General features: G+C 67.9%; 19 protein-coding genes. 10 read left to right on the forward strand and 9 right to left on the reverse strand.

What is annotated here, in order from left to right; genetic code table 11:
- Positions 1-141 precede the first annotated feature (141 nt).
- Positions 142-6,294: an amino acid adenylation domain-containing protein gene (locus ACFVJ5_RS17340; RefSeq protein WP_379221177.1), complete on the forward strand. Its 6,153-nt coding sequence runs from the start codon at positions 142-144 to the stop codon at positions 6,292-6,294.
- A 55-nt stretch (positions 6,295-6,349) separates the two neighbouring features.
- Here ACFVJ5_RS17340 and ACFVJ5_RS17345 read toward each other — a convergent pair whose 3' ends face one another.
- The 3 genes from ACFVJ5_RS17345 to ACFVJ5_RS17355 all read right to left on the reverse strand — a co-directional run bounded on the left by ACFVJ5_RS17345 (position 6,350) and on the right by ACFVJ5_RS17355 (position 9,587).
- Positions 6,350-7,201, reverse strand: coding sequence for a 3-hydroxybutyryl-CoA dehydrogenase (locus ACFVJ5_RS17345; RefSeq protein WP_379221179.1), 852 nt, complete (start codon positions 7,199-7,201; stop codon positions 6,350-6,352).
- A gap of 146 nt (positions 7,202-7,347) precedes the next feature.
- Positions 7,348-7,992 carry a Rid family hydrolase gene (locus ACFVJ5_RS17350; protein WP_379221181.1) on the reverse strand — a complete coding sequence of 215 codons (645 nt, stop codon included), beginning with the start codon at positions 7,990-7,992 and terminating at the stop codon, positions 7,348-7,350.
- Between the two features lie 29 nt (positions 7,993-8,021).
- Positions 8,022-9,587 carry a flavin monoamine oxidase family protein gene (locus ACFVJ5_RS17355; protein ID WP_379221888.1) on the reverse strand — a complete coding sequence of 522 codons (1,566 nt, stop codon included), beginning with the start codon at positions 9,585-9,587 and terminating at the stop codon, positions 8,022-8,024.
- Between the two features lie 239 nt (positions 9,588-9,826).
- Here ACFVJ5_RS17355 and ACFVJ5_RS17360 point away from each other — a divergent pair, with 239 nt between their 5' ends.
- Together ACFVJ5_RS17360 and ACFVJ5_RS17365 are read left to right on the forward strand one after the other, a co-directional pair.
- Positions 9,827-11,320 carry an APC family permease gene (locus ACFVJ5_RS17360; protein WP_379221183.1) on the forward strand — a complete coding sequence of 498 codons (1,494 nt, stop codon included), beginning with the start codon at positions 9,827-9,829 and terminating at the stop codon, positions 11,318-11,320.
- Positions 11,317-12,057: an IclR family transcriptional regulator gene (locus ACFVJ5_RS17365; RefSeq protein WP_379221185.1), complete on the forward strand. Its 741-nt coding sequence runs from the start codon at positions 11,317-11,319 to the stop codon at positions 12,055-12,057. The genes ACFVJ5_RS17360 and ACFVJ5_RS17365 overlap by 4 nt, the downstream gene beginning before the upstream one ends.
- A 61-nt stretch (positions 12,058-12,118) precedes the next feature.
- Here ACFVJ5_RS17365 and ACFVJ5_RS17370 read toward each other — a convergent pair whose 3' ends face one another.
- The 5 genes from ACFVJ5_RS17370 to ACFVJ5_RS17390 form a co-directional block, all read right to left on the reverse strand.
- On the reverse strand, positions 12,119-13,612 hold the full coding sequence (locus ACFVJ5_RS17370) for an APC family permease (RefSeq protein ID WP_379221187.1): 1,494 nt from the start codon (positions 13,610-13,612) through the stop codon (positions 12,119-12,121).
- Complete coding sequence (locus tag ACFVJ5_RS17375) at positions 13,612-14,691, reverse strand: Glu/Leu/Phe/Val dehydrogenase dimerization domain-containing protein (protein ID WP_379221189.1); 1,080 nt, start codon at positions 14,689-14,691, stop codon at positions 13,612-13,614. Before ACFVJ5_RS17375 ends, ACFVJ5_RS17370 begins: the two co-directional genes overlap by 1 nt.
- Before the next feature lie 182 nt (positions 14,692-14,873).
- Entirely contained in the window at positions 14,874-18,347 is a 3,474-nt protein-coding gene (locus ACFVJ5_RS17380; RefSeq protein WP_379221191.1) for an indolepyruvate ferredoxin oxidoreductase family protein, read from the reverse strand.
- 198 nt (positions 18,348-18,545) lie between these two features.
- On the reverse strand, positions 18,546-19,031 hold the full coding sequence (locus ACFVJ5_RS17385) for an Lrp/AsnC family transcriptional regulator (protein WP_379221193.1): 486 nt from the start codon (positions 19,029-19,031) through the stop codon (positions 18,546-18,548).
- Between the two features lie 45 nt (positions 19,032-19,076).
- Positions 19,077-19,655, reverse strand: a complete 579-nt coding sequence (locus tag ACFVJ5_RS17390) for a dihydrofolate reductase family protein (protein ID WP_379221195.1) — start codon at positions 19,653-19,655, stop codon at positions 19,077-19,079.
- Between the two features lie 429 nt (positions 19,656-20,084).
- Here ACFVJ5_RS17390 and ACFVJ5_RS17395 point away from each other — a divergent pair, with 429 nt between their 5' ends.
- Together ACFVJ5_RS17395 and ACFVJ5_RS17400 are read left to right on the forward strand one after the other, a co-directional pair.
- Complete coding sequence (locus ACFVJ5_RS17395; protein ID WP_379221197.1) at positions 20,085-20,519, forward strand: ester cyclase; 435 nt, start codon at positions 20,085-20,087, stop codon at positions 20,517-20,519.
- A gap of 509 nt (positions 20,520-21,028) precedes the next feature.
- The gene (locus tag ACFVJ5_RS17400; RefSeq protein ID WP_379221199.1) at positions 21,029-21,391 is read left to right on the forward strand and encodes a nuclear transport factor 2 family protein; all 363 of its coding nucleotides are present in this window, start codon (positions 21,029-21,031) and stop codon (positions 21,389-21,391) included.
- A gap of 108 nt (positions 21,392-21,499) precedes the next feature.
- On the opposite strand, the gene ACFVJ5_RS17405 is transcribed toward ACFVJ5_RS17400, so the two are convergent.
- A complete protein-coding gene (locus ACFVJ5_RS17405) occupies positions 21,500-21,691 on the reverse strand; it encodes a hypothetical protein (RefSeq protein WP_379221201.1) in 192 nt (63 codons plus the stop codon).
- Between the two features lie 36 nt (positions 21,692-21,727).
- Here ACFVJ5_RS17405 and ACFVJ5_RS17410 point away from each other — a divergent pair, with 36 nt between their 5' ends.
- The 5 genes from ACFVJ5_RS17410 to ACFVJ5_RS17430 all read left to right on the forward strand — a co-directional run bounded on the left by ACFVJ5_RS17410 (position 21,728) and on the right by ACFVJ5_RS17430 (position 24,483).
- Complete coding sequence (locus ACFVJ5_RS17410) at positions 21,728-22,366, forward strand: hypothetical protein (RefSeq protein WP_379221202.1); 639 nt, start codon at positions 21,728-21,730, stop codon at positions 22,364-22,366.
- Between the two features lie 46 nt (positions 22,367-22,412).
- A complete protein-coding gene (locus tag ACFVJ5_RS17415; protein ID WP_379221204.1) occupies positions 22,413-22,805 on the forward strand; it encodes a nitroreductase/quinone reductase family protein in 393 nt (130 codons plus the stop codon).
- A 751-nt stretch (positions 22,806-23,556) separates the two neighbouring features.
- Positions 23,557-24,081, forward strand: coding sequence for a hypothetical protein (locus tag ACFVJ5_RS17420; protein ID WP_379221206.1), 525 nt, complete (start codon positions 23,557-23,559; stop codon positions 24,079-24,081).
- 2 nt (positions 24,082-24,083) lie between these two features.
- Positions 24,084-24,275 carry a hypothetical protein gene (locus tag ACFVJ5_RS17425; protein WP_379221208.1) on the forward strand — a complete coding sequence of 64 codons (192 nt, stop codon included), beginning with the start codon at positions 24,084-24,086 and terminating at the stop codon, positions 24,273-24,275.
- 1 nt (position 24,276) lies between these two features.
- Positions 24,277-24,483, forward strand: a complete 207-nt coding sequence (locus ACFVJ5_RS17430; RefSeq protein ID WP_379221209.1) for a hypothetical protein — start codon at positions 24,277-24,279, stop codon at positions 24,481-24,483.
- Positions 24,484-24,586 lie beyond the last annotated feature (103 nt).

The following is a 24,586-nucleotide window of genomic DNA, read 5'->3' on the forward strand; positions in this document are numbered from 1 at the left end:
ATTGCCACTGCGCCGAAATTGATGAGATATTTGCGGTACCGTCACGCAGGATTTTTCCGATACCCCGTGTAGCCGAGAGTCCAGGCGATGTTCGAGATGTGCGATCGCAAGGGTGATCCATGGTGAAGGGAAGCCTTTCCGGTGACTGAGCAAGCTTCTGGCGTACGCCGTCGCGCCGCGCGCCGAATCCGCCGCGCGCCCGTGACGTCCACGCTGCCGCGCCTCCTGCTGGCCGCCGTCGAGCGTGCCCCCGAGGCGCCCGCGTTGCGATTCGCCGGACAGACCCTCACCTACACCGAACTGGACCAGTGGTCGTCGCGCCTGGCCAGGGTGCTGATCGCCCGCGGCCTCGGCCCCGGCGACCGGTTCGTCCTCGCGCTGACCCGCTCGATCGAGTCCGTGGTCGCGGTCTGGGCGGCCGCCAAGTCCGGCGCCACCTTCGTGCCCGTCGATCCCCGCTACCCGGCCGAACGGGTGGCCCATATGCTCGCCGACTCCGGTGCCGCGTTCGGGTTGGCCAAGGTGGCGGACGCGGCCCGGCTCGACGCGGGGATCCAGTGGCTGTCGGTCGATTCCGACGAGTTCGGCGTCGAATGCGCCGCGATGTCGGACGAACCCGTGAGCGCGGGCGAACGCGTCCGCAGGCTTTCCCCGGACGACCTCGCCTACATCATCTACACCTCCGGCTCGACCGGCGTCCCCAAGGGCGTCTCGGTCACCCACACCGGCCTGGCCGGGCTGTGCGCCGAACAGGTCCGCCGCTTCGACATCACCGCCGACTCACGCACGCTGCACTTCGCCTCGCCCAGCTTCGACGCCAGCATGCTGGAGATGCTGCTGGCGATCGGGGCGAGCGCGACGATGGTCATCGCGCCGCCCGATGTCTACGGTGGCGACGAACTGACCGAACTGCTGCGCGCCGAACGGGTGACCCACGCCTTCATCACGCCCGCCGCCCTGGCCGGGCTCGACCCGACGGCGCTGCCGGAACTGGCCGCGCTCGCCGTCGGCGGTGAGGCCTATCCGCCCGAGTTGATCGCGCGGTGGGCGCCCGGGCGCGCGTTCTTCAATGTGTACGGCCCGACCGAGACCACCATCGTCTGCGCGATGAGCGATCGACTGACCGCCGACGACGTGATCACCATGGGCGACACGATCCCCGGGATGACGGCACTGGTCCTCGACGCCCGCCTGCGCCCGGTTCCGGATCGGGTGCCCGGCGAGCTGTATCTCACCGGCGAAGGTCTGGCCCGCGGCTACCACGATCGCGCCGGGCTCACCGCGAGCAGATTCGTCGCCGACCCGCTCGGTCGCGGCAGGCTCTATCGCACCGGTGACCTGGTGCAGTGGGTTCCCGTGCCCGGCGGGGTCGGCCTGAAATTCCTCGGGCGCACCGACGCACAGGTAAAGCTGCGTGGCTTCCGCATCGAACTCGGCGAGATCGACGCGCTGTTCGCCGCCGACGACACGGTGCGCTTCGCCGCCACGCTGATCCGGACGCTGCCCAGCGGGGAGAGCGCGCTCGTCTCCTACCTCGTCGCGGCCGCCGGTGCCACGATCGACACGGCGGCACTCACCCGGCTGGCCGAGCGGCACCTGCCCCAGCACGCGGTGCCCGCCGCGATCGTGGTGCTCGACGAGGTGCCGTTGACGCCGGTCGGCAAGCTCGATCACCGGGCACTGCCCGCACCGGAACTCACCGCCCGCGAGTTCGAGGAGCCGCGCGGTGACACCGAACGCACCGTGGCCGCGGTCGTCGCCGAACTGCTCGGCGCCGACCCGATCGGACGCGGCGACGACTTCTTCGCCCTCGGTGGCAATTCGCTGCTCGCCACCCAGCTGGCCGGCCGGCTCGGTGCCGCGGCCGGTGTGCGGGTACCGGCCCGCACCGTGTTCGAGCACGGCACGGTGGCCGAGCTGGCCGGTGCCCTCGACGCGCTGATCGGGGACGCGTCGGCGCGGGTACCGCTGACCCGCCGCGAACGTGGTGCGCACGTCCCGCTGTCGCTCGCCCAGCAGCGCATGTGGTTCATGGCGCGACTGGATCCCGACTCCAGCGCCTACAACATCCCGGTCGCGCTGCGGCTGACCGGCCCGCTCGACACCGTCGCGCTCACCGCCGCACTCGACGACGTGCTCGAACGCCACGAGGTGCTGCGCACGGTGTATCCCGAGCACGAGGGCGCGGGCTTCCAGCAGGTGCTGCCCCTGGCGCAGGCAGGCCTCGACGTGGTGGTCGACCCGATCGCGGACGCCGATCTGCCGGGTGAACTGGCCAGGCTGACGTTCGGCGGATTCGATGTGTGCCGTCGAGTTCCCGTGCGCGCGGCCGTATTCCGGCTCTCCGCGACCGACCATGTGCTGGCGGTGGTCGTGCACCACATCGCCACCGACGGCTTCTCGCTCGGCCCGCTGACGCGCGACCTGATGACCGCCTATGCCGCCCGCGCCGCCGGTGCGGCGCCCGGCTGGGCGCCGTTGCCCGTGCAGTATGCGGACTACACGCTCTGGCAGCAGGAAATGCTCGGCGCGGCAGACGATGCAGGCTCGCTGCTGGCCGAACAGCTCGGGTTCTGGCGCACCGCGCTCGCCGGTGCCCCGGCCCTGCTCGAGCTGCCCACCGACCGGCCGCGTCCGCCGGTCGCGGGCACTCGCGGTGCCGCCCAGGACTTCGCGGTGTCCGCCGAGGTGCATGCCGCGCTGGAAACCCTGGCGCGCGAACACAATGCCTCGCTGTTCATGGTCGTGCGGGCCGCGCTGTCGGTGCTGCTGGCGCGGGTCGCCGGTACTGAAGACGTCACCGTCGGCGCGCCGGTCGCGGGCCGCGGCGAACCCGAGCTCGACGATCTCGTCGGCATGTTCGTCAACACCATCGTGTTGCGCACCCGCGTCGACGCCGCCGAATCCTTCGCGGCCCTGCTCGATCGGGTTCGCGATATCGATCTGGCCGCCTTCGCCCACGCCGATGTGCCGTTCGAACGCCTTGTCGCCGAACTGGATCCGCCGCGCACTCAGGCGCACCACCCGCTGTATCAGGTGGCGCTGTCGTTCCAGAACTTCGGCGCCACGCGCCTCGAACTGCCCGAGTTGACGGTGTCGGCGGTAGACCTGGGCGAGGAAGCGGCGCCGGTGGATCTCCAGCTCACCGTTGTTCCGCTCGAGGACAAGGACGGACCTGCCGGTCTGCGCTGCTCCTGGCGCTACGCCACCGACCTGTTCGACGCCTCGACCATGGCGACGCTCGGTGCCCGCCTGGCCGGGCTGCTGGCCGCGGCCGTCGCCGCGCCGCACCGGCCCGTCGGCGACCTGCCGGTGCTGACGGAAGCCGAGCTGACCGAGCCCTCCGGCGAGCTCCGCCTCGTCGCCGACGCGACGTTGCTCGACGAGTTCCACGCCCGCGCCCGGCATCGTCCGGACGCACCCGCGGTCACCTTCGACGAGGTCACGGTGACCTACGGCGAGCTGGCCGGACGCGTCAACCGGCTGGCCCGGCTGCTCGTCGCAGACGGGGTCGGCCCCGGAAGCACTGTGGGCGTGGCGATTCGGCCGTCGATCGATCTCGTCGTCGCCATGTACGCGGTCTTCGCGGCCGGCGGCGCCTATGTGCCGCTCGATCCCGATTCGCCCGCCGAACGCCGCGCCGACATCCTCGCCGCCGCACAGCCGGTCTGCCTGCTGACCACCACCGGCGATGCGATCGAGGCCGACGGACTGCCGGTCGTCGTGGTGGACCGGGTCGAGCTGTCGCAGTTCTCGGATGCCTGGCTGACCGACGCCGACCGCCTGCGCCCGCTGCACCCCCTCGACCTGGCGTATGTGATCTTCACATCCGGTTCGACGGGTAAGCCGAAGGGTGTCGGTGTGCCGCATTCGGCGATCGTCAACCAGGCCGCGTTCATGGTCGGCGAATACGGAGTGGGGGAGTCCGACACTGTCCTGCAGTCGATTCCGTTCACCTTCGATGCCTCGATGATCGGCTTCGCTTCCCCGTTGCGCGCCGGCGCGCACATGATCGTGGCCGCCACGCAGGGGCTCACCGATCCGGCCTACCTCGCCGAACTCGTTGCCCGCCACCGTGTCACCGGCACCACCATCGTGCCCTCGGTCCTGCAGATGCTGCTGGATTCCGCGCCCACCGGCGCCCTGCGTTCGCTGCGCGCGGTGTGGGTCGGCGGTGAGGCGCTGCCGAACGCCACCATCGCACGCTTCACCACCGTCACCGCGGGTCGTCTGCACAATCTGTACGGTCCCACCGAGGCCACCGTGTCGATCACCGGCGCCGATGTGACCGAGGTGGGCGACGGCATCGTTCCGATCGGCTTGCCGCACTGGAACTCTCGCGCCTACGTTCTCGACGCGCGGCTGCGGCCGGTGCCCGTCGGCACGCCCGGCGAGCTGTACCTGGCCGGTGCGCAACTGGCCCGCGGCTACCTCGGCAGCCCCGACAAGACGATGGAGCGATTCGTCGCCGACCCGTTCGGTCCCGTCGGCGAACGGATGTACCGCACCGGCGATCTGGTGCGCAGACTCCCGTCCGGTGACCTGACCTACCTGGGCCGCACCGACGTTCAGCTCAAACTGCACGGCCTGCGCATCGAACCCGGCGAGATCGAGGCGGCGCTGCGCACGCATCCGGCGGTCGCGGGTGCGGCGGTCGCGGTGCATCACGAACAGCTGGTCGGCTACGTGACACCCCTCGATGCTTCGGTCGACACCGCCGAGGTGCTGGCAACCATTCGAACCCTGTTGCCCCCGTACATGATTCCGCACCGTCTGCTGGTGCTCGACGAGTTCCCGCTCGGTGCCACCGGCAAGCTCGACCGCAAGGCGCTGCCCGCGCCCGCCGTGGAGATCCGCGAATACCAGGCGCCGGCCACCGCCGACGAGCAGATCGTCGCCTCGGCGATCGCCGGAGCACTCGACCTCGAACGAGTCGGCCGTGACGACGACTTCTTCGTCCTCGGCGGCACCTCGCTCGCGGCGATCCGGGTGCGCGCCACCCTCGCCGAGCAACTGGGCATCGAGGTTCCGCTGCGCCTGTTGTTCAGCTATCCGCTGGTCAGCGACCTGGCACTGGCGTTGCGCGACGAGTCGTCGGCCTCGGCCGCCGGTCCCGATCCGGGCGTCGACGCGATCCTCGACCCGTCGATCGACCTCACCGGCTGCGCGCCCCAGCGCACCGGCGCACCGGCCACGCTGCTGCTCACCGGCGCCACCGGGTTCCTCGGCAGCTTCCTGCTGCGCGAACTCCTGGAACAGACGTCGGCGACCATCCACTGCCTGGTCCGCGCCACCGATGACGCGGGCGCGGTGCATCGCGTCGTCTCCACCGCCGCGAAGTACCACATCGACCTGCGGCCCCACCTCGACCGAATCGTCGGCGTCCCCGGCGATCTCGCGCAGCCGAACCTCGGCATGGACCCACTGCGTTTCGCCGAACTCGCCGCCAGGGCGGACGCGATCTACCACAACGGTGCGCTGGTGAACCACCTCGAGCCGTACGCGCGGATGCGAGCGGCCAATGTCTGCGGCACCACCGAGGTGTTGCGCCTGGCCACCACCACCAGGGTCAAGCCGATCCACTATGTGTCGACCCTGTCGGTGCTGGCGGGGGTCCCGCAGGACAACGGGGTGCCGGCCGGTCTGCCCGGTTACGCGATGACCAAGTGGGTCGCCGAGCAGCTCGTGCACACCGCGATCGAGCGCGGCGTTCCCATCGCCGTCTACCGCCCCGGCTTGATCACCGGCGACTCCCGTACGGGCGTCGCCCCCGCCGAAGACGCCTGGTGGACGATGTTGCGGTCCATGCTGGTGCTCGGGGTGGCTGTCGATGTGCGGGCGATCGCCATCGAGATGGCCCCGGTCGACCATGTCGCGGCGGGGATCGTCAGCCGATCTCGCCAGGCGGCGGCCATCGGCAACATCTTCCGGGCCTCCGGTGCGCAGGTGCCGCTGCAAGTTGTCTACGAGGAGATCCGCAGTCGCGGTTACCGTTTCGACTTCATCGACCCGATGGAATTCGGTCTCCAGCTCTCCACCGCGGCCGAACGCCAGGACGCGGACCCCATCCTGGCGCGGGCTTCGGCACTGAGCGGCAACTACGCGGCCGCCCTCGCCAAGGCGAATCCGGCGACGGTGCTCACCCGCGTGGAATCGGCCCCCGCCGAACCCTTCCGCGGCCTGCCGATCGAGTTCCCCGCGGTCGACGCCGCGGTCATCGCCCGCTACTTCGACCACTACATCGACATCGGCTTCTTCCCGGCCCCCGGAGCGGAGAATCTCACGCCCGCGTGAGCGGGGGCGCGCCGAGGTTCCCGCAGGAGCACCTGGCTCCTGCGGGAATCAGCATCTACTTCGCGTAGTCGTAGAATCCGCGCCCGGTCTTGCGGCCCAGTCGGCCCGCGTCCACCATCCGGCGCAGCAGCGCGGGCGGGGCGAGGTGCGGCTCGGCGAACTCCGAGTACAGCGACTCCGACGCCGCGAGGGCGATGTCGAGGCCGACGGTGTCGAGCAGTGTCAGCGGGCCCATCGGGTAGCCGCAGCCGCCCTTCATCGCCGCGTCGATGTCCTCGGCGGTGGCGTAGCCCGACTCGAGCATCCGGATCGCCGAACACAGGTAGGGGATGAGCAGCGCGTTGACGATGAACCCGGAGCGGTCACCGGCCTGCACAGCCATCTTGCCGAGGGTGTTCTTCACGTAGTCGGTGACGGCCACGGCCGCTTCCGGCGCGGTCACCAGGGTCGAGATGATCTCGACCAGCGGCATCACCGGCACGGGGTTGAAGAAGTGCACGCCGACGACCCGCTCGGGCCGCTCGGTCGCCCCGGCCACCTTGATCACGGGGATCGAGGAGGTGTTGGTGGCGAGGATGCCCTCGGGCTTGACGATCTTGTCCAGCTTGCCGAAGATCTCGTACTTGAGCGCCTCGATCTCCGGCGCGGCCTCGATCACCAGGTCACGATCGGCGAACTCGTCCATGTCCAGGGTGACGCGCACCCGCGCGAGCACCGCGTCGGCCTCGTCCTGGGTGATCTTGCCCTTGGTCACGGCACGGCCGATCGAGGTGGCGATCCGGTTCTGTGCCGCCTCGGCGAACTCCGGCTTCGTCTCGAGCACGAGTACCGAGCTGCCCGCCTTGGCGCACACCTCCGCGATCCCCGCGCCCATCGTGCCGCCACCGATTACACCGATCAACTCCACTGGAGAACTCCCAACATCGCATTGCCCTGGCTGTCCCGGAGATTATTTCACCCGGGCTGGCACTCAGTGCCACAGGCTGGCGAGAACGTGAGTTATCGCACCGGCCGGACGCGACCTTGACCAGGGAATTCGTCAGGCGAGCCGACTCACTTACGGGCCGGGTACACAGCGTCGACTTCGACTTCGACCAGCCACCCCGCCACCGGCAGACTCGCGACTTCCAGGGCGAAGCGGCTCGGTCGTGCCGCGTTGCGGACCAGGGGTGCGGCCGGTGCCGCGGTGCCGAGCGGGACCAGTTCGGTGTCGCCGGTGGTGAGGTTCGTATTCGCGAAGAACTGCCGATAGGCGCGGTTCCAGCCGGCGTAGTCGGCACGGTCGGTGCCGGGGGCGTTGTCGAGGAACACGCGCATGGTGATGACGTCGTCCAGGGTCAGGCCCTGGGCTTCGAGGTTCTCCCGGATTCTGGCCAGCACCGACATGCCCTGTGCTTCGGTGACGGTGACACCGGCGGGCAGCTTCGCGTCCGCGAACTGCTGGGTGTCGATGAAGGATTCGGGGCTGCCGGTGGGGGCCGCCTTGTTGGTGGCGGTGGGGCCGAGGCCGCTGGTCTTGTAGACGGTGGCGTCGGCGGCGATCGTCACGCCCTGCGCGATCATCGGAATCGCCTGTCCCGCTTCGAGAACCGACGTACTCGGCGCAGCGGACGGCTTCGACTCCGCCGGGTCGGCCGAGCAGGAGGTGAGGGCCAGCGCCGCGAGGGTCGTCACGGCCAGGGTGATCGTCGTCTTCATGGTCGATACTCCTTGTCGGGGTGAGAGATTCAGGCGGCGACGCGAGCGTGCAGAGCGGTCACCACATCGCGAGCGGAGGTGAAGGCGCCGTGCTGCCAGGCGATCGCGTTGGACAGGTGGTCACCGGCGAAGTAGACGCGCTCCACGGGGGCAAGGAGTTTCGTGTACTCGGGGGTGGCCTCGCCGCCGTGGGAATTGCTGCCCGACCACCCGACCCACGCGCCCTCGGAGTACTTGGTACACCGCCAGCTGCCGGAGAACGACGAGGCGATGTCGCGTCGATACTTGTCGCCGTGAATCGCCGCGCCCTCGTCGACGGCCTTCGCCAGACGCTGCCGGTGCGTGAGTGATTCGAAGGCTTGATGACGTTTGCCGGTGTTGTAGTAGCCGACCACCACGCCACGGTCGCCGTTGTAGTGGTCGTACGGGAACATGATCTGCGAAATGTCTTTGTCGGTATTGCTCGCGCCGCCGTAGATCCGGTCGTCGAGCTCCCACCAGCGGCGCGAGTACTCGATGCCGAGCTTGCCGGACGACACCGGGATCGCCGCCTTCAGCGCGGTGAGCACATCGGCGGGCAGGTTGTTGGCCAGGCGACCGACGAGATGGGGCGGCAGCGTGCAGATGCAGTAGTCGGCGTCGAGGGACTTGTGCGCGCCGTCCTGGGTGTATTCGATCCGCACACCGTCGGGGGTGTTCTTCATCGCCGACACCTCGGCGCCGAAATGGATTCGCTGCGTGCCGATCTCGCGCTGGAAGGCAGCGTAGATGCGGTCCATGCCGCCGACCGGGGTCATCATCATCATGGCCTGGTCGTAGCCGAATTCGAAGCTGAAGTTGCGGCCGAGACCGCTGCGGATCGTGTCGGACATCGGGAACGGCTTCGGCTGTTCGCCGAAGTTCAGGCCCGCGCCGGGTTCGGAGGTGTAGCCGCGCCGGGTCGAGCCGAGATAGCGGCCGTCACTGGAGAGATCGCCGAAATCGCGCAGGAACGACGACAGCGCTTCCTTGTCGGCGCCGGAGAGCACGTCGTCGAGTGCGCCCCGCGACGCGGCCTTCTGCAGCAGCTCGGACATGTAGCCGTACATATCGGCCTTGGCCGCGCGGTACTGCACAGATTGCCCGGAGATCGAGGTGCCGCTCTGGTAGTTGACCAAAGTGCTGGCGTTCTGGTTGCCGAACGGCTGGATCTCGACACCGAGTTCGCGACAGTAGTCGAGGGTGATGTGGCCCTGCGGAATGCGCGTGGCGCCCAGATTGAAGTAGTGCCCTTCGGCGAAGGCGCAGCTCTGGGTTTCGCCGTTGAGATCGGTTTCGGTGGTGCCGTTGCGCACCGACCACACCCGTCCGCCCGCTCGCTTCCTGGCTTCGAGCACGGTCACGTCGTATCCGGCCTTGCCCAGTTCGTAGGCCGCGCACAGCCCGGCGGGGCCGCCGCCGAGGATCGCCACCTTCGCGCCACCGTCGCCCTTGCCGATGAGGTCGCCCATGGCGGGCGAGCGGAACGACACCTGCGCCGTGGCGGGCGCGAGGCCGAGAGTCGACATCGCGCCGTAGGCGAGGCCGGCACCACCGGTGATGCCGAGACTCTGCATGAATGATCTTCTGGTGACTGCCATGGGTAGCTCCGTCCGCCGCGATATCCGTTCTGCGACAGCGTCCGTCGACGGTGGGTCGGTGCCGCTACGCCGCGGAAAACGTTCACCGATCGGCGAGTGAGATCCCCCGCCGCCGCTTTCTCGCTCGGTGACCATCGCCTCGACTCACGTCCGCAATACCGCCGAAACCAGGTCTGGATATCCTCGCCCGCACCGACAACGCTGGGAGGTGTGTGGTGACGGCACTGGCCGACGCGGTCGCGCGCTCGTTCGCGGCCGGGGAACCCGAGCGCCCCGCCGTGTCGCCGTTGCGTGCGCTGGGGCGCAGACAACTGTCGGGTGTGGCGTTGCTGGGCCAGTCGATCGCGACCACCGCGCCCGCCGCGTCGATGGTCTTGTTGCCGGTCACGATGCTCACCCACAACGCCCTGCTGCCCGGCCTGGTGACGATCATCATCGCGACGCTGGTCATCACGCTGATCGCGTACTGCGTGGCACAGTTCACCCGGCGCCTGTCCGCGGCGGGTGGGCTCTATACCTTCGTCAGTCACGGCGCCGGACCGCGTGTGGCGCTGACGTGTGGCGTCGGAATGCTCGTGAAGTACCTGGGCAGTGCGTCGCTGACGATGTATCACGGGTCGCAGACCGCTCTCGCCTTGGCAGCGCAACTGGGAATCACGCTGCGCGGCTGGCAGATCGGGGCCGTCTACCTCGGCATCGCGGTGCTGATCGGCGCGGTGCTGGTGCGTGGGGTGCGGTTCGCCGCGATCGCGATTCTGGCGGTCGAGGCGTGTTCGCTGGCCTTCATCATCGGGCTCATGCTGGTGTCGGGGCCCGCTGTCGCGATCACCCCGACCGCACCGGATGTTCCCGCGGTGCTGGCCATCGCGATGTCGGCGCTGTTCGCGCTGGCGGGCTTCGAGAGCGCCACGTTCTTCGCACCGGAGACGCGGCGTCCGCTGGTCACCGTGACCCGCACGGTGCTGCTCACCCCGGTGCTGTGCGGGGCGCTGTTCATCTTCGCGTCGTGGGCGGCCTGGTCCGGGCATGCGGGTGCGGTGGTGAACGCGTATCTGCACGGGACGGCGAGCGGGTCGAGTCTGCTCGTGGTGATCCTGCTCGACGCGGGGCTGACGTGCTCGTGGCTCGGATCCGCGATGGCGTCGTCGAACGCCGCGTCGCGACTGATGTATTCGATGAGTGTGGAGGGTGTGCTGCCGCGGCTGCTGAGCCGGGTCGGTCCGCGGTTGCGGACCCCGCACGTGGCATTGGTGCTGATCATCGGCATCGTCGCGACGGTCGGTTCGGGTTTCGTCGCGCTCGACGGTGTGCCCGCCGCGGCCAAGACCGTGATGCGCACGGCGCTCGCGCTGTCCTACATCCTGGTCGCGGTGGGGGCTGTGCTGTTCCTCGGCCGTATCCGCGAGCTGAGCCGGGTCGACCTCGTCGCCGGGTGGGTCGGCAGTGGGGTGCTCGCCGCGGTGCTGGTCTGTCTGACGGTGTCGGATGCGAGCGACGGTGTGGTGGTCGCGCCCGCGACGGTGTTCGCCGTGCTGCTGGTCGGTGCTGTCTGGTATCGCTATCTCCGGGACAGGTGTCCCGAAAGTCTCACGGCCATCGGTGTTTTCGACAGTCCCGAATCCGCGGACGTGCTGCCCGGCGCCGGGGTGTTCGCCGTCAACTCCCGCGGCGCGATGGCCCTGGTTGGGGCGGACCGCGGCGAACAGTGACAACGACGACCCGCCGCGACGGCCCGACCGGGCACGAGCCGAGGGCTGTCCAGAAGGCCCTCGCTCTGCTCGAGGCGGTGGCGCAACTGGGTTCGGGCGCCACCGCGAAGGACATCGCCGCGCAGACCGGGATCGCCCCCGCGACCGCGTACCGGCTCCTGAATCTCCTCGTCGCCGACGGCTACCTGGTGCGGATCGAGGACCTGTCCGGTTTCGCCCTCGGCCGCCGTACCCGTGAACTCGCCGGGGCCGCCGCCCCCGAGCCCGTCTCCGGCAATCACCGGATCCTCGGCGAACTGCGCGCCCAGCTGCGTTTCGGCATTCATCTCGCCGCCTTCGCCGACGGCCGGATCAGGATGATCGACAAGGACCCCGACCACGAGCTGAGTGGGGAGAAGGTGCTGCTCACCTGCCCGCACGCCTGCGCCATCGGCAAGATCCTGTTGGCGCGGTACCCCGAATCCGCGGTCGAGGCGACGCTGCGCAAGGTCACCACCTTCACCATCACCGACGCCGCCGAACTCGCCGCCGAGCTACGCCGAGTCACCGTGGACGCCGTCGCCGTCGAGGTGAACGAGTGCCGTCTCGGACGCAGCGCCGTCGCCGTCCCGGTCCGCGCCGCCGACGGCACTGTCACCGGTGCGCTGGCCGCGATCGGCAAGACCGGCCGCCTGCCTGTGCACGATCGCGACCTCGTCGACCTGCTCAGGTCGGCGGCCGGTCAGCTGACACTCTGACCGCACGCCCGAGGCCCGGCGATCGGTGGGATCGCCGGGCCTGATGAGCATGCAGCGCGTTCTATCGAACCGGTGTCAGCTCCGGTTCCGCGGAATCCGGTCGCCTGCGACCGAGAACCGAGTGTCTGCGACCGTAGGCGAAGTAGACGACGACACCGAGAGCCATCCAGATCACGAAGCGCAGCCACGTCTCGATCGAGAGGTTGAGCATCAGCCACAGGCAGGCCAGGGCGCCGAGGATGGGCACCACCGGGACGAAGGGGACGCGGAATCCGCGCTCCAGGTCGGGGCGGGTGCGGCGCAGTACCAGGACGCCGATCGATACCAGGACGAAGGCGACCAGCGTGCCGATGTTGACCATTTCCTCGAGCGTGCCGAAGTCGACGAACCCGGCGAGCAGCGCGCAGACCACGCCGACGAGCACGGTCAGCCGGACTGGCGTGCCCTTCTTACCGGTCTGGGCCAGGCTCCGGGGGAGCAGGCCGTCGCGAGCCATGGCGAACAGCACTCGGGTCTGGCCGAGGAACATCACCATGACCACCGTCGACAGACCGGCGAGAGCGCCGATGGCGATGATGTTCTTCACCCACGTATCGCCGTGGATGGCGAAAGCTGTTGCGAGCGTGGCATTGCCGTCGGCCAGTTCGGTGTAGGACACCATGCCGGTGAGGACCACCGAGACCGCGATGTAGAGCACCGTCACGATCGCCAGCGAACCCAGGATGCCGCGCGGGACGTCGCGCTGCGGGTTGCGTGTCTCCTCGGCGGTGGTGGCGACCACGTCGAAGCCGATGAAGGCGAAGAACACCAGGCTGGCCGCGGCGAGCAGGCCGTACCAGCCGTAGCTGGTGCCGCCGGACCCGGTGAGGAAGGCGAACAGCGACTGGTGCATCCCCTCGGCCTTCTCCGACGGTTGCGCCGGCGGGATGTAGGGGGTCAGGTTCGACGGCTTGAAATACGTCGCGCCGACGACCAGCACCAGGGCGATCACGCCCAGCTTGATCGCGACGGCGATGGCCGACACCCGCGACGACAGCTTCGTCCCGGTGGCCAGCAGCACGCCGACCACCGCGATGATCAGCACCGCGCCCCAGTCGAACTTCACCGTGCCGAGGTGGAGCACCGGCGCCGATGATCCGAGCACTTCGCCGAGGTATTGCGACCAGCCCTTGGCGACCACCGCCACCGCGAGCGCGAACTCCAGGATCAGGTCCCAGCCGATGATCCAGGCGATCACCTCGCCGAAGGTGGCGTAGGCGAAGGTGTACGCGCTACCCGCCACCGGCACGGTCGAGGCGAACTCCGCGTAGCACAGGGCGGTGAGCCCGCACGCGATCGCGGCGAAGACGAAGGCCAGCGACACCGCCGGTCCCGCCACCGTGCCCGCGGTGCGCGCGGTGAGGGTGAAGATGCCCGCGCCGATCACCACCGCGACACCGAAGATCGTCAGGTCCTTCGCCGTCAGATCCTTGCGGAGCTTGGCATCCGGATCGTCGGTGTCGCGGATCGACTGTTCGACCGACTTGGTGCGGAACAGGCCGCTCTTGTTCATCATCAGAGCGACCTCGGAATGGCATCGAGACGGCGCTCGGCGAATCGGTTGGCGGCGGCGCCGGTGCCGATCCCCTCGGTGATGGCGGCGGCGATGATCTCGCGGCAGCGCGGGTAGATGTCGGCGACCTCGGCTTCGACCTCGGCCGGCGTGGCGGCGCGCAGTTCACCGGCCACCTGGATGAGGCCACCGGCATTGGCCACGAAATCGGGCACCCAGGTGATGCCGCGGTCGGTGAGCGCCTGCTCGACCTCGGGTGTCGCGAGTTGGTTGTTGGCCGCGCCGCAGATGAGCTTCGCCTCGATCGTCGCGGCGCTCGCCGCGGTGAGGGTGGCGCCCATCGCGCAGGGGGCGTACACGTCGACCGGCGCGGTGGACACCGTCGACAGCAGCCGGACGGCGGGCAGTTCGTCGGCGATGCGCCGCAGCGCCGCCTCGTTCACATCGGTCACGCAGACCTCGGCGCCGTCGGCGAGCAGCAGGGCGGTGAGTTCGCGCCCGACCTTGCCGACGCCCTCGACGCCGACCGTGCGACCGGCCAGTGTCGGTGCGCCCCAGACGAATTCGGCTCCGGCGCGCATCGAGTGGAAGACGCCGAGCGCGGTCAGCCGGGCACTGTCGCCGCTGCCGCCCGCGCCGACGCTGCGGCCGGTGACATGGCGGGTGTGCCGACCGATGACATCGAGATCGTCGGTGTTGGTGCCCACGTCACCGGCGGTGATGTAGCGCCCGCCGAGGGTTTCGACGAAGCGCGCGTAGGCGGCGAGCAGGTCCGCACTCTTCAGTGTGGCCGGATCGCCGATGATCACCGCTTTGCCGCCACCGAGGTCGACGCCCGCCGCAGCGGCCTTGTAGGTCATGCCCCACGACAGTCGCAGCACGTCCTGCAGCGCGGCGGATTCGTCGGCGTACGGGTAGAAGCGGGTACCGCCGAGGGCGGGGCCGAGTGCGGTCGAGTGGATGGCGATGATCGCCTTCAGCCCGGACCTGTCGTCCTCGCAGAACACGACCTGCTCGTGGGCGCGGGCGCTGAGCTCGTGCGATCGGCCGAAGACTCCTGCTTCGGTGTGCGCAACGGTCACTGTCGATTCCTTTCCGGTTTCCGCGCACCAGGGTTGTGCCCTGGGGTGCGGGATAGTGGTGCCGCGGGTCAGCGGCGGTTCAGTTGTGCCGCTGGTGCGGCGACGTGGTGGTACCGCGGGGCGCTCAGCCGTGGGTCGCGGCAGCCGAGTGGCACCGTGGGTTCGGTGGCAGCGTGTTTCGATCAGTCCTCGATACCGAGCTCGCGTAGCCCGGCGCGGTACAGCTCGACGTTGCCGAGCTTGATGTCCTCGTAGCCGCGCACCACATCGGTCAGTGCGGCTGCCGCCGTGGCTGTTTCGTAGTTCTCGGTGGTCAGATCGTGTGCCAGTCGACGCACCAGCTCGGTGTAGTGGGCCAGCAGTTCGCGTTCGACCTTGCGGACGTGGGCATAGCCGAACGGATCGAGCTTGGTACCGCGCAGGAACTTGCCCTTGGCCAGAACCTTCAGCGCCACATGCGACTTCGGCCTGAGCCCGATCTTCTTGTCCCGGCCCAAGGCGCGCAGCATCGGCGGGTGCAGCTTGTAGGTGAGCTTCTCGCCGCCTGGCACCTGGGCTTGCACGTCGGCGAGGAAGTCCGGGTCCACGAGCAGCCGGGCCACCTCGTACTCGTCCTTGTAGGCCGTGAACTTGAACAGCCCGCGCGCGACCGCCTCACTGAGCTCGGTGCGCTCGGTGACGGAACGCTCTGCCGCCCAGACGGATTCGACCGTCTCGAGGTAGCGACGCGCCACCTTCGCGTTCTGGTAGCCGATCAGCTGCGCTGCTCGCAGTTCCACGAGCCGACGCACCTCACCCTCGACGCTGGTGTGCGCCAGCAACTCCGCGGGCGCCACCGGCTGGGTGCGCCGCGGCCGACCTGTGTCGACCGCCGCGGCGAACGCCGCAGGATCGGCGACGGCGACCCGTCCCCACCGGAACGCCGCGATGGTGGCGTTCACCGCGACACCGTTGATGCCGATGGCCTCCTCGATCGCCGCGACCGGCAGTCGCAGCCCGCCGTTCTGGACGGCCGCGCCCACGATCAGGAAGTTCGCCGCCGCCGTGTTCCCGAACAGGGTCAGCGCTGCCGCGAGCGCGTCGAAGTGACTGATCGAATGCGTCACCGTGGCAAGCCGATCCAGCAACGTGTCCGTCGCGGGGTAGGCCACGGACTTGTCGAAGACCATGTCGCCGGTCGGGGTCTGGCTCGTCGACGCCACCGCCACGGTGCTCGCCGCATCGCCGTACTGGAGGTAGCGGGGGTCGGTGGCGGTCAGCAGGTCGACAGCGAGCAGGCAGTCGGCGCTGCCCGGGGTGAGCCGGTTGGCCGGCTCCAATTCCGTTGTGGAGAACCGCAGGTGGGACAGCACCGGACCGGCCTTCTGGCTCAGCCCGATCTGGTCCAGGCTCTCCACCTCGTAGCCTGCGCGCAGGGCTGCGGTGGCCAGGACCTGGTTCACCGTCACGATGCCGGTGCCGCCGATTCCGGCGATCAGCACGTTCTGCGTGCGGGTGGGCGCGTCCACGCCCGGGTCGGCCACGGCGGGCGGCTCAACGGTCTTGCGCGGCTCGGTCTTTCCCTTGTCGGGGACCACCTCCACCGTCACGAACGAGGGGCAGTCGCCGTCCAAGCAGCTGTAGTCGGTATTGCACGAAGTCTGATCGATGCGGGTCTTGCGCCCGAACTCGGTCTCGACCGGCTGCACCGACAGGCAATTCGACTTGGCGCCGCAATCACCGCAGCCCTCACAGACGGCCTCGTTGATCACCACCCGCGTGTTGCGGGTCGGCAGCGTCCCGCGCTTGCGCTGCCTGCGGGCGTCGGCGGCGCAATGCTGGTCGTAGATCAGCACCGTGACGCCCTCGACCTCGCGCAGCAGTTTCTGCGCCTCGTCGAGCCGGTCGCGATGCCACAGCAGCGTGCCTTTCGCCAGCGCCCGCTTGTTGTGCCGCTTCGGCTCATCGGCGCAGATGACGACCTTCCGGACACCCTCGGTGGTGAGCTTGTGGGTGAGCTGCGCGACGGTGAGCCCGCCCTCCACGTCCTGGGCGCCGGTCATCGCGACGACCTCGTTCCAGAGCAGCTTGTAGGTGATGTTCACGCCCGCCGCGACGCAGGCCTGGATCGCCAGCTGCCCGGAATGGAAGAAGGTGCCGTCGCCGATGTTCTGGAACAGATGCGGTACATCGGTGAACGGCGCCTGCCCGATCCACTGGCTGCCCTCACCGCCCATCTGGGTGAGCCCGGTGACCGCGCTGTCGGTGCGCCCGGACATGGTGACCAGCGTGTGGCAGCCGATACCGCCGCCGCCGATCGAGCCCTCGGGCAGGGCGGTGGAGCGGTTGTGCGGGCAGCCGCTGCAGAAATAGGGCGTCCGCTTGGCGGACAGGACTTCCAGCGGAAGTGCCGGGGGCACTGCCCTTTTCAGCTCCACCCGTCCGCGCAGCACCCGGCGCAGCGGCGCCAGCAGTCGTCCGGCGGTGAGTTCGCCGTCGACCGGCATCAGTCGCGCGCCGCGCTCGTCCTGCTTGCCGAGCACGCGCGGTGCGTCCGGGGTGCCGTAGAGGATCTCGCGGACCTGCGTTTCGATGAACGCGGTCTTGTCCTCGACGACGATCAACTGCTCGAGTCCGCGGGCGAACTCGGTGAGCGCGGCCGTGCCCAGCGGGTACGGCATGCCGATGCGCAGCAACCGGATTCCGGCCCGGTGCATGGTCGCCTCGTCGACACCCAGATCCAGCAGAGCCTGGCGGACCGCGTCGAAGGTGGTGCCGGTGGCCGCGATCCCCATCTTCGCCTCGGCGGGGTCCACCTCGATGACATCGAGCGCGTTGGCCGCGCCGTACGCGTGCACCGTCGCCCAGCGCGGTCCGTACAGGTCCGCCTCGGCGAGCACGCTGTCGGTCGGTGCCGCCATCGGCCGCTGCCGGTAGACGAAAGGTGCTCCCTCCCACTGCACTTCGGGCACCGTCACGGCGAGGTCGGACACGCCGGCGTCGACCGTCCACGCCCCGTCGGCGACATCGGCCACGATCTTCAACGCCACCACGCAACCCGACGCCCGCGACATCGCGATGCCCTGCATGCCGAGGGTGATGATCTCCTCGGCGTTGCGTGGGAACAGAACGGGCACCCCCATGGCGGCCAGCGAGCGTTCGCTCACCGCGGGCACGGTCGACGATTTCGAGGCCGGATCATCGCCCACCAGCAGCAGCACGCCGCCGCGCGGATTCACGCCGTACATGTTGGCGTGCCGGATGGCGTCGGTCGCGCGGTCGACGCCGGGACCCTTGCCGTACCAGACGCCGACCACGCCGTCGTGGGTCGGCCGCCCGGCGGGCAGTTCGGCCTGGCTGCCCCAGACCGCGGTGGCGGCCAGTTCCTCGTTGAAGCCGGGGACGAAGGTGATGTCGTGCTCGGTGAGCACCTCCGGCATGCCGAGCAGCATCTTGTCCACCCCGCCCAGCGGGCTGCCCTGGTAGCCGGAGACGAACGTCGCGACGCGGCGACCGGCGCGGATATCGCGCACGTGCTGTTCCACCAGCAGCCGGGCGATGGCCTGGACCCCGGTCAGCAGCACCGGGCCCGCGCCGGAGCGGTAGCGATCGGCGAGGTCGTAGGGCGCGGCCGGCTCGGCCGACGGTCGGGCAGTCGCACAGACGACGGTGGTCATGAACGCCTCACCACACTTTCCACAACCCAGATCGTGAGCTGCGCAACGAAGGAACTTGCTATCGGTGCTGCGAAATGTGCCGTGGAGGGGCAATCGGTGTCAACAGTCAGTCCAATAGTTGATCAATCTGCTCAAAAGTGATCTGGGCCACTGGGCTGGATGTATCAATCTGCTCGAGCACGAGAGACCTGGGTCACATCACGGCTGATTCGTCCGGTTCGTCAGATGCTCGACCAGTGGCAGGCTCCGATACCCGATCGGCGTGGCCAGGGCGAGCATGGTCTCGGTGTGGTTCACGCCGTCGATGGCGTGCACCCGCTGGATGATCTCCAGGAGATCCTGCTGCGACTGCGCGGCGATGCGTACCAGCAAGTCGGCGCGACCGGTGGTGGCGTGCACCTCGAGTACGTGCGGGAACCCGCGCAGCGTCTCGATGATCGGATCCATCTTGTTCTGATCGAGTTCGATGCCGAGGAAGGCGTGCACCGCGAACCCGATCGCCTGCACATCGATGTCGGGCGGATAACCCCGCACGGCACCCGACGACTCGAGCCGCTTCATCCGCGCCTGCACGGTGTTGCGGGCGACCCCGAGCCGCTGCGCCAGCTCGAGAATCGGCGCCCGCGGGTCACGGGCCAGTTCGGCCAGCAACGCGGCATCGAGTGCGTCGAACTTGATGGTCATGGGCGCATTCTGACACGCACCGAACCGAGGAACCGCACACCGGACTCAGCCGTGCAGAGTCGGCCGGTAGACGAGTTCCTGGATGTTGCCGTCGAGCGTGCGACTCTCGAGCAGTTCGAGGTCGAAGTCGGCCGCGCCTCGGAAGATCGGGTCGTCACCGGTCTGTCCGGTGATCACCGGGAACACCGTCACCTGGACTCGGTCCACGAGCCCCGCGGCCATCAGTGCCCGGTTCATCGACAGACTTCCGTGTGAGCGCAACGGCACCTCGGACTCCTCCTTGAGCGCGGCGACGACGTCGACGGCATCACCGCGGGCAATCGTCGCGTCCGGCCAGTCGAGCGGCCCCTCCAGCGTGCTCGACACCACCGTCGCCGGGAGATCACGCATCCGCGTGACCCAGGGATCACGTACCTCCGCCACGTCGCCCGAAGCCAGCATCTCCGCGAACGCCCGATAGGTCTTGGGCCCGAACACCATCCGCTGATCCACTCCGAACAGGGCCAGCCGGTGATCGAGCAGCTCGGGCCCTTGCTTACCCCAGTACCCACCCCAGTCACCGCCGCTGACGCTGCCGTAGCCGTCGAGGCTGGAAAAGACATCGAACGTGTAAGTGGTCGCCATCGGATCTCCTTGTGTCTGTGGGATGTATCGATGCAGACGAAGTCATCGCGGCAAACTCATCGCGCAACATGCAGACCTGGGCGGCCGGGGGTGTGGCACCGAGGTCGTCGCCCGCGTGGTTCTTCGGTGTATCCGGCTGCGCTTTCTCGCTGTCGCCCCTTACCTTGCTTGCGAAAAAGGCGCACAATTATTGCGTATACCGGCTTCAAGGTTTGTGTCCGGTGGGGAGCTGAATGCTCGCCGGGCAACATCCGGGGCGGGCAATCCTCCGTGATGGCAGCGTCCTCGTATCGGGTTGCGATGGCTGGATTCCGTCGGCATCGCGGCCCGAGCGTCACACCATGCTGAACGCCGGGCGCGGCGAAGGCTGCCTGTCGTGACTACGAGCCCACTTCGCCGGTTCGGCGTAACTACCAGTTAGGAAACGCCATGTCAGAGCAGAACAAGGCTGTAGCCAAGCGCATTTTCGACGCGTGGAACGCACGAGACCTCGATGTATTCGACGAGCTGATGGACGCCGACTCCCTCAACCACGATCCGCAGAACCCGTTCGCCGAGATCCATGGTCCCGACGGCCTCAAAAGGCTCGTGCAGATGTATCTCGCCGCTTTCTCGGATCAACGATTCCTCATCAACGAACAAATCGCTGAAGGCGACTTCGTCACTACCCGATGGACGGGAACAGGAACCAATGACGGCGAGATGATGGGTATGCCCGCTACCGGCAAATCGGCAGTCGTTCAGGGAATTACGATCAATCGCTTCCGGGACGGCAAGATCGTCGAGAGTTGGGCATCCTGGGACACGCTCGGGATGATGCAGCAACTCGGAGTGGTCCCGTCGGCGCACTCTGCGACAACCTGACTCCTGACGTGCCCGGCTCGGCCCCGGACAACCAGCCCCGAGCCTGGCCGCCGGGGCTGGATGGCGGCCTTGCGTGCTGATGGCGTGGCACGCCATCAGCACGTGGTTTCCCGCCTCCCGCTGGTTCGGACCGACGGCGAGTCGAGCGATCAAGTGCTCTCCGTCGTCGAATGCGGCGTCACTGCGACCTGGATTCGCGCGGCCGGTCCTCGGCTCTGCGAACGCCGCTAATTGTTCCTTCGGCGCTTGTTCGGCGGCCTTCATAGGGAGGTATCGCCGGTTCCGCGTCGTCCGGAGGGCGCGTCCCGGTCCCGCCGATGTTCTCTTCCGCCAGGTTGTGGTCGCGAGTCGAGGTGACCTCTTCTTGGTCGAATGTGGCGGCCTGGCGATCGGCCGTTCCTCCGCCGGGCGTATCCGACCCGGTATCTCGTGAACTTTTGGCTCCTCGTTCCGAGTGAGGCTCTTCAGATATCGCGATGACGACCACGACTGAATCAATCGGGTAATCAATGAAAGGTCACACGCCGTCACAGTCCGGGACTAGGCGGCTACTCCCTTACGGGGGAGTCTGGCACGGCCATGACGGTCTGGAACGCTTCTTCCTTGCGATGAGCGCGACCTGGGACCGATTCGAACTGGCTGAACAGACGTTCCTGTCCGATTCCAGTCCGCTTGTCGTCCTGACGCGCGTGCACGCCCGGTCCCGGGCCAGCGGTCGAGAGCTGGATTTCCCTATCCTGCAGACGATCACCGTGGCCGGCGGGCGGATCACCGAGATCCGACCCTTCTACTGGGACACCGCGACAATCGCCGATGCCTGTTTGCCGTCTACTCGCGAGCTCGACGGCACGAACGTCCGTATCTGCCGCTGATCGGTTGTCAGGCAAAGCGACTCGATGAGGTCGCCTGAACACGCTCTTCTGCCGATGGCAGGTTGTCGTCGACCCGGCGAATATGGGGATGCCCCCGACGATCTTCGATCAGGACTTGCCGTCGTCGACTGGCGTGGTGGGGCCCGGTTGGTTGGATTTGTCGCCGAGGCGCGCGTGCAGCCGTTCGCGGACCTGGTCCGGGGTGTATGCGCGACGTTTGCGTTCGGCCCGCACGATGACTACCCCGGTCGCCGCGACACCCGCGGTCCCGGCCAGACCCAATATCTTCCACCAGCGCATGCGCCTAGGCTAGTCGCTGTGCCACGCGAAACACCGATGAGTATCAGCTTGGACGAAGCAGCAGAGCTTACGCGAACGGGAGATCTATGGCTGTTTCGCGGGCATTCTCGAGCCGATCGCGCGATTCGGGGGTTGACCAACAGCCCGGTGAACCACGTCGGCATGGCAGTGGTGATCGATGACCTACCGCCGCTGATTTGGCACGCCGAACTCGGTCGGGCACTGCCGGATATCTGGTCGGGTAGCCATCATCGCGGAGCCCAGCTCCACGATCTGCGGGCTGCGGTCATCCGATGGACCGAGGAGTACGGGCAACAGGCGTGGATGCGTCAGTTGGATCGGCCGGTGACCCGCGAGATGGAGGGTGCAGCGCTGCAGGTGGTGGCGAGGCTGGACGGCATGCCCTTCCCCTCCACCGGCGCGCTGGCGGGGCGCTGGTTGCTGGGCCGGGTGCCGGTTCCGAAGCGGTCGAAAGAGCGCGAATCCGATCATGCCGGTCTAGAGAACGCCTACTGCGCGGAGATCGTCGCCATGACGTATGAGGCCATGGGCTTGTTGCCGAACAGACGTCCGAATTGGTATGACCCGGGCAGATTTTGGAGTGGCGACAACCTGCGATTGGCCGAGGGGTATCACCTCGGCGGGGAAATCACGGTGCACGTTCCCGAACACTGACCTCGGCGACTTCCGCCACGAGTGACGTCTTCGCTAGATTGAGGTCGTGACCAAACTGCGAGACCTCCAACACCGGGTGGTAACGACAGGGCAACGGTACATCGGTAACCCGATCCTGGGTCGGCTGCCGGTTCAGACCTTGCTCGAAACAACGGGACGTAAGAGTGGTCAGCCGCGGATCACGCCGATCGGCGGCCGCCGAAGCGGCAACTCCTTCTGGCTCGTTTCCGAGTTCGGCGAGAAATCCCAATACATCCGAAACATTCAGGTGGACAACCGTGTTCGGCTGCGTATTCGTGGTCGGTGGTACTCCGGCACCGCTCACTTGATGCCCGGCGACGACGCAAAAGCTCGGCTGCGCGAGCTGCCGCGGGCCAACAGTGCAGTTGTACGAGCGTTCGGTACCGACCTGCTGACCGTTCGCATCGACTTCGGCTGACCGCGACCCCGACGGCCACGGTGCCCGCCGGCGAACGCACTCAACTGCCGATGAGCGTGCATCGCACCATGATCGACTTCATCCGGGAGGGGCGACCACGGCCGGTCGACTCCGATCCCAGGTTTCACTCGCGGTCTGCGAGACCGAAGATACGAATCAACCCGTATGAGGACTGCGTGTGCTGAGGCTTCGGGCTTCTCGCCAGGCAAGATCGACGTGCGCTGGGCGTTGGTGACCGCAATCGAGCTCGGTGCCTGATCGATCGCGGACAGTGCTGCCGCAGCCCCGTAGCGCAGCGAGTGGAGTCAGACGTGGTGGCAGGTTTCTGCCGTCGATTCCGTGCGGATCATCCGGTCTGAGGTGACACCTCGCAGGGGTCACGCCGAGGTGGAACGGCGGTTCCGATGCGGGAACTCCGTGCCTGCTCTGGCCTGGTCGTAGCCCCTGGTGGACCGCATCGGGGGAATATTCGGCAGCGGCACTCGGGTCTGCGAGCTGATCGACGATCGGGTAACGGGGTCACCGTAGTATCGGCGGAAAATACAACACATATGCTGGTCAAGGCATGTTCCTCCGCGATCTCCGGCTGGCGGACCGTAACAGCCTGGGCAGCGCCTCGTTGCCGTCCGCGTTCACGGCAGTACTTCAAATCCGCCAAAACTTCGGCGAGTCGGGAACCCCCAGGAGCTGGACACTCCGACATGTACGCGAGATGAGCTGTGGAAACCTGGCTTCTTCGTAGTGTGCGGGCATGGAACCTGCATGGATAGCGGTGATCGGAACCGTATCTGGTGGCGTCGTGAGTGCTGGGAGCGGCGCCATCACAAGCTTTGCACTCGCTCGTCAGCAACGCGCCAGTACAAAGCTTCAGTTCGCGGTCGCAAGTCGGGACAGACGAAGACAGGAACTTCGTCAGGTCTGCCTGGACTACCTCTCTGCCTACAGCGCCTTGAGAGATCGCATCCTCGTGCTACATCGAGATCAACAGGCAACCGACTCGGCCCAGCCAGGGCTTCCATTTCTGCTTCTGCAGGACTTCGCGCCAGAGGAGACGACCCAGTTCAAACAGGCTGAGCACACACTTCAGATCACCGCATCTACGTCAATTATCGAGGCGGCCAAGGCGACAACGCTCCACCTCTATAGCTTGGCCAGGGCAGCGCGCAAACTTGACCAACCGGCATTCAACCAGAAGAACGCAGCAGGGTTGCCATTACGCGAAGCGCTCGAGGCTGCGATGCGTTCAGAGCTGGAGGAGGAACACGGGGTGAATTGACGTTGACCGCCGACAGGCTCAGGACCGAGGCCGTGATCGTCGGCGCGGTCCCTGGCAACGGCGCCAACGCGACCACCTTCGGCGGCTTGGTCCTGGCCGCGCACACTTCCGACGGACGGCTGCGCTGTATCGGTGGAGTCGGGACCGGTTTCACCGCGGCCTCGCGGCGCAGCATCCGCGCCGCGCTGGACTAAGGTGCGTCGCGAGACCAGCCCACTCGATGATCCGCCGCCGGCACCGGTCGCGCGGACCGCGTGGTGGGTCGAACCGGCGTTCGTCGCCGACATCGAGTACCGCGAGATCAGCAGCGACGGCCTGCTGCGCCATCCCAGTTTTCGGGGGATCCGGACCGACAAGACACCCGACGAGGTCGGCATGCCCGGCGCGAGCGAAGTTCGGTAGACAGCCGATTTCCGAACACCGATCTACGGGCCATTGGCGTGTACTGACGTGGAGAATCAGGGCATGGCAGCCGCTGTAGCGGGATTTGGTTGGTCCAGTGGGC

Origin of the sequence: Nocardia sp. NPDC127606 (genome assembly GCF_042671725.1) — a bacterium.
In the GTDB taxonomy this organism is placed as follows: Bacteria; Actinomycetota; Actinomycetes; order Mycobacteriales; family Mycobacteriaceae; genus Nocardia.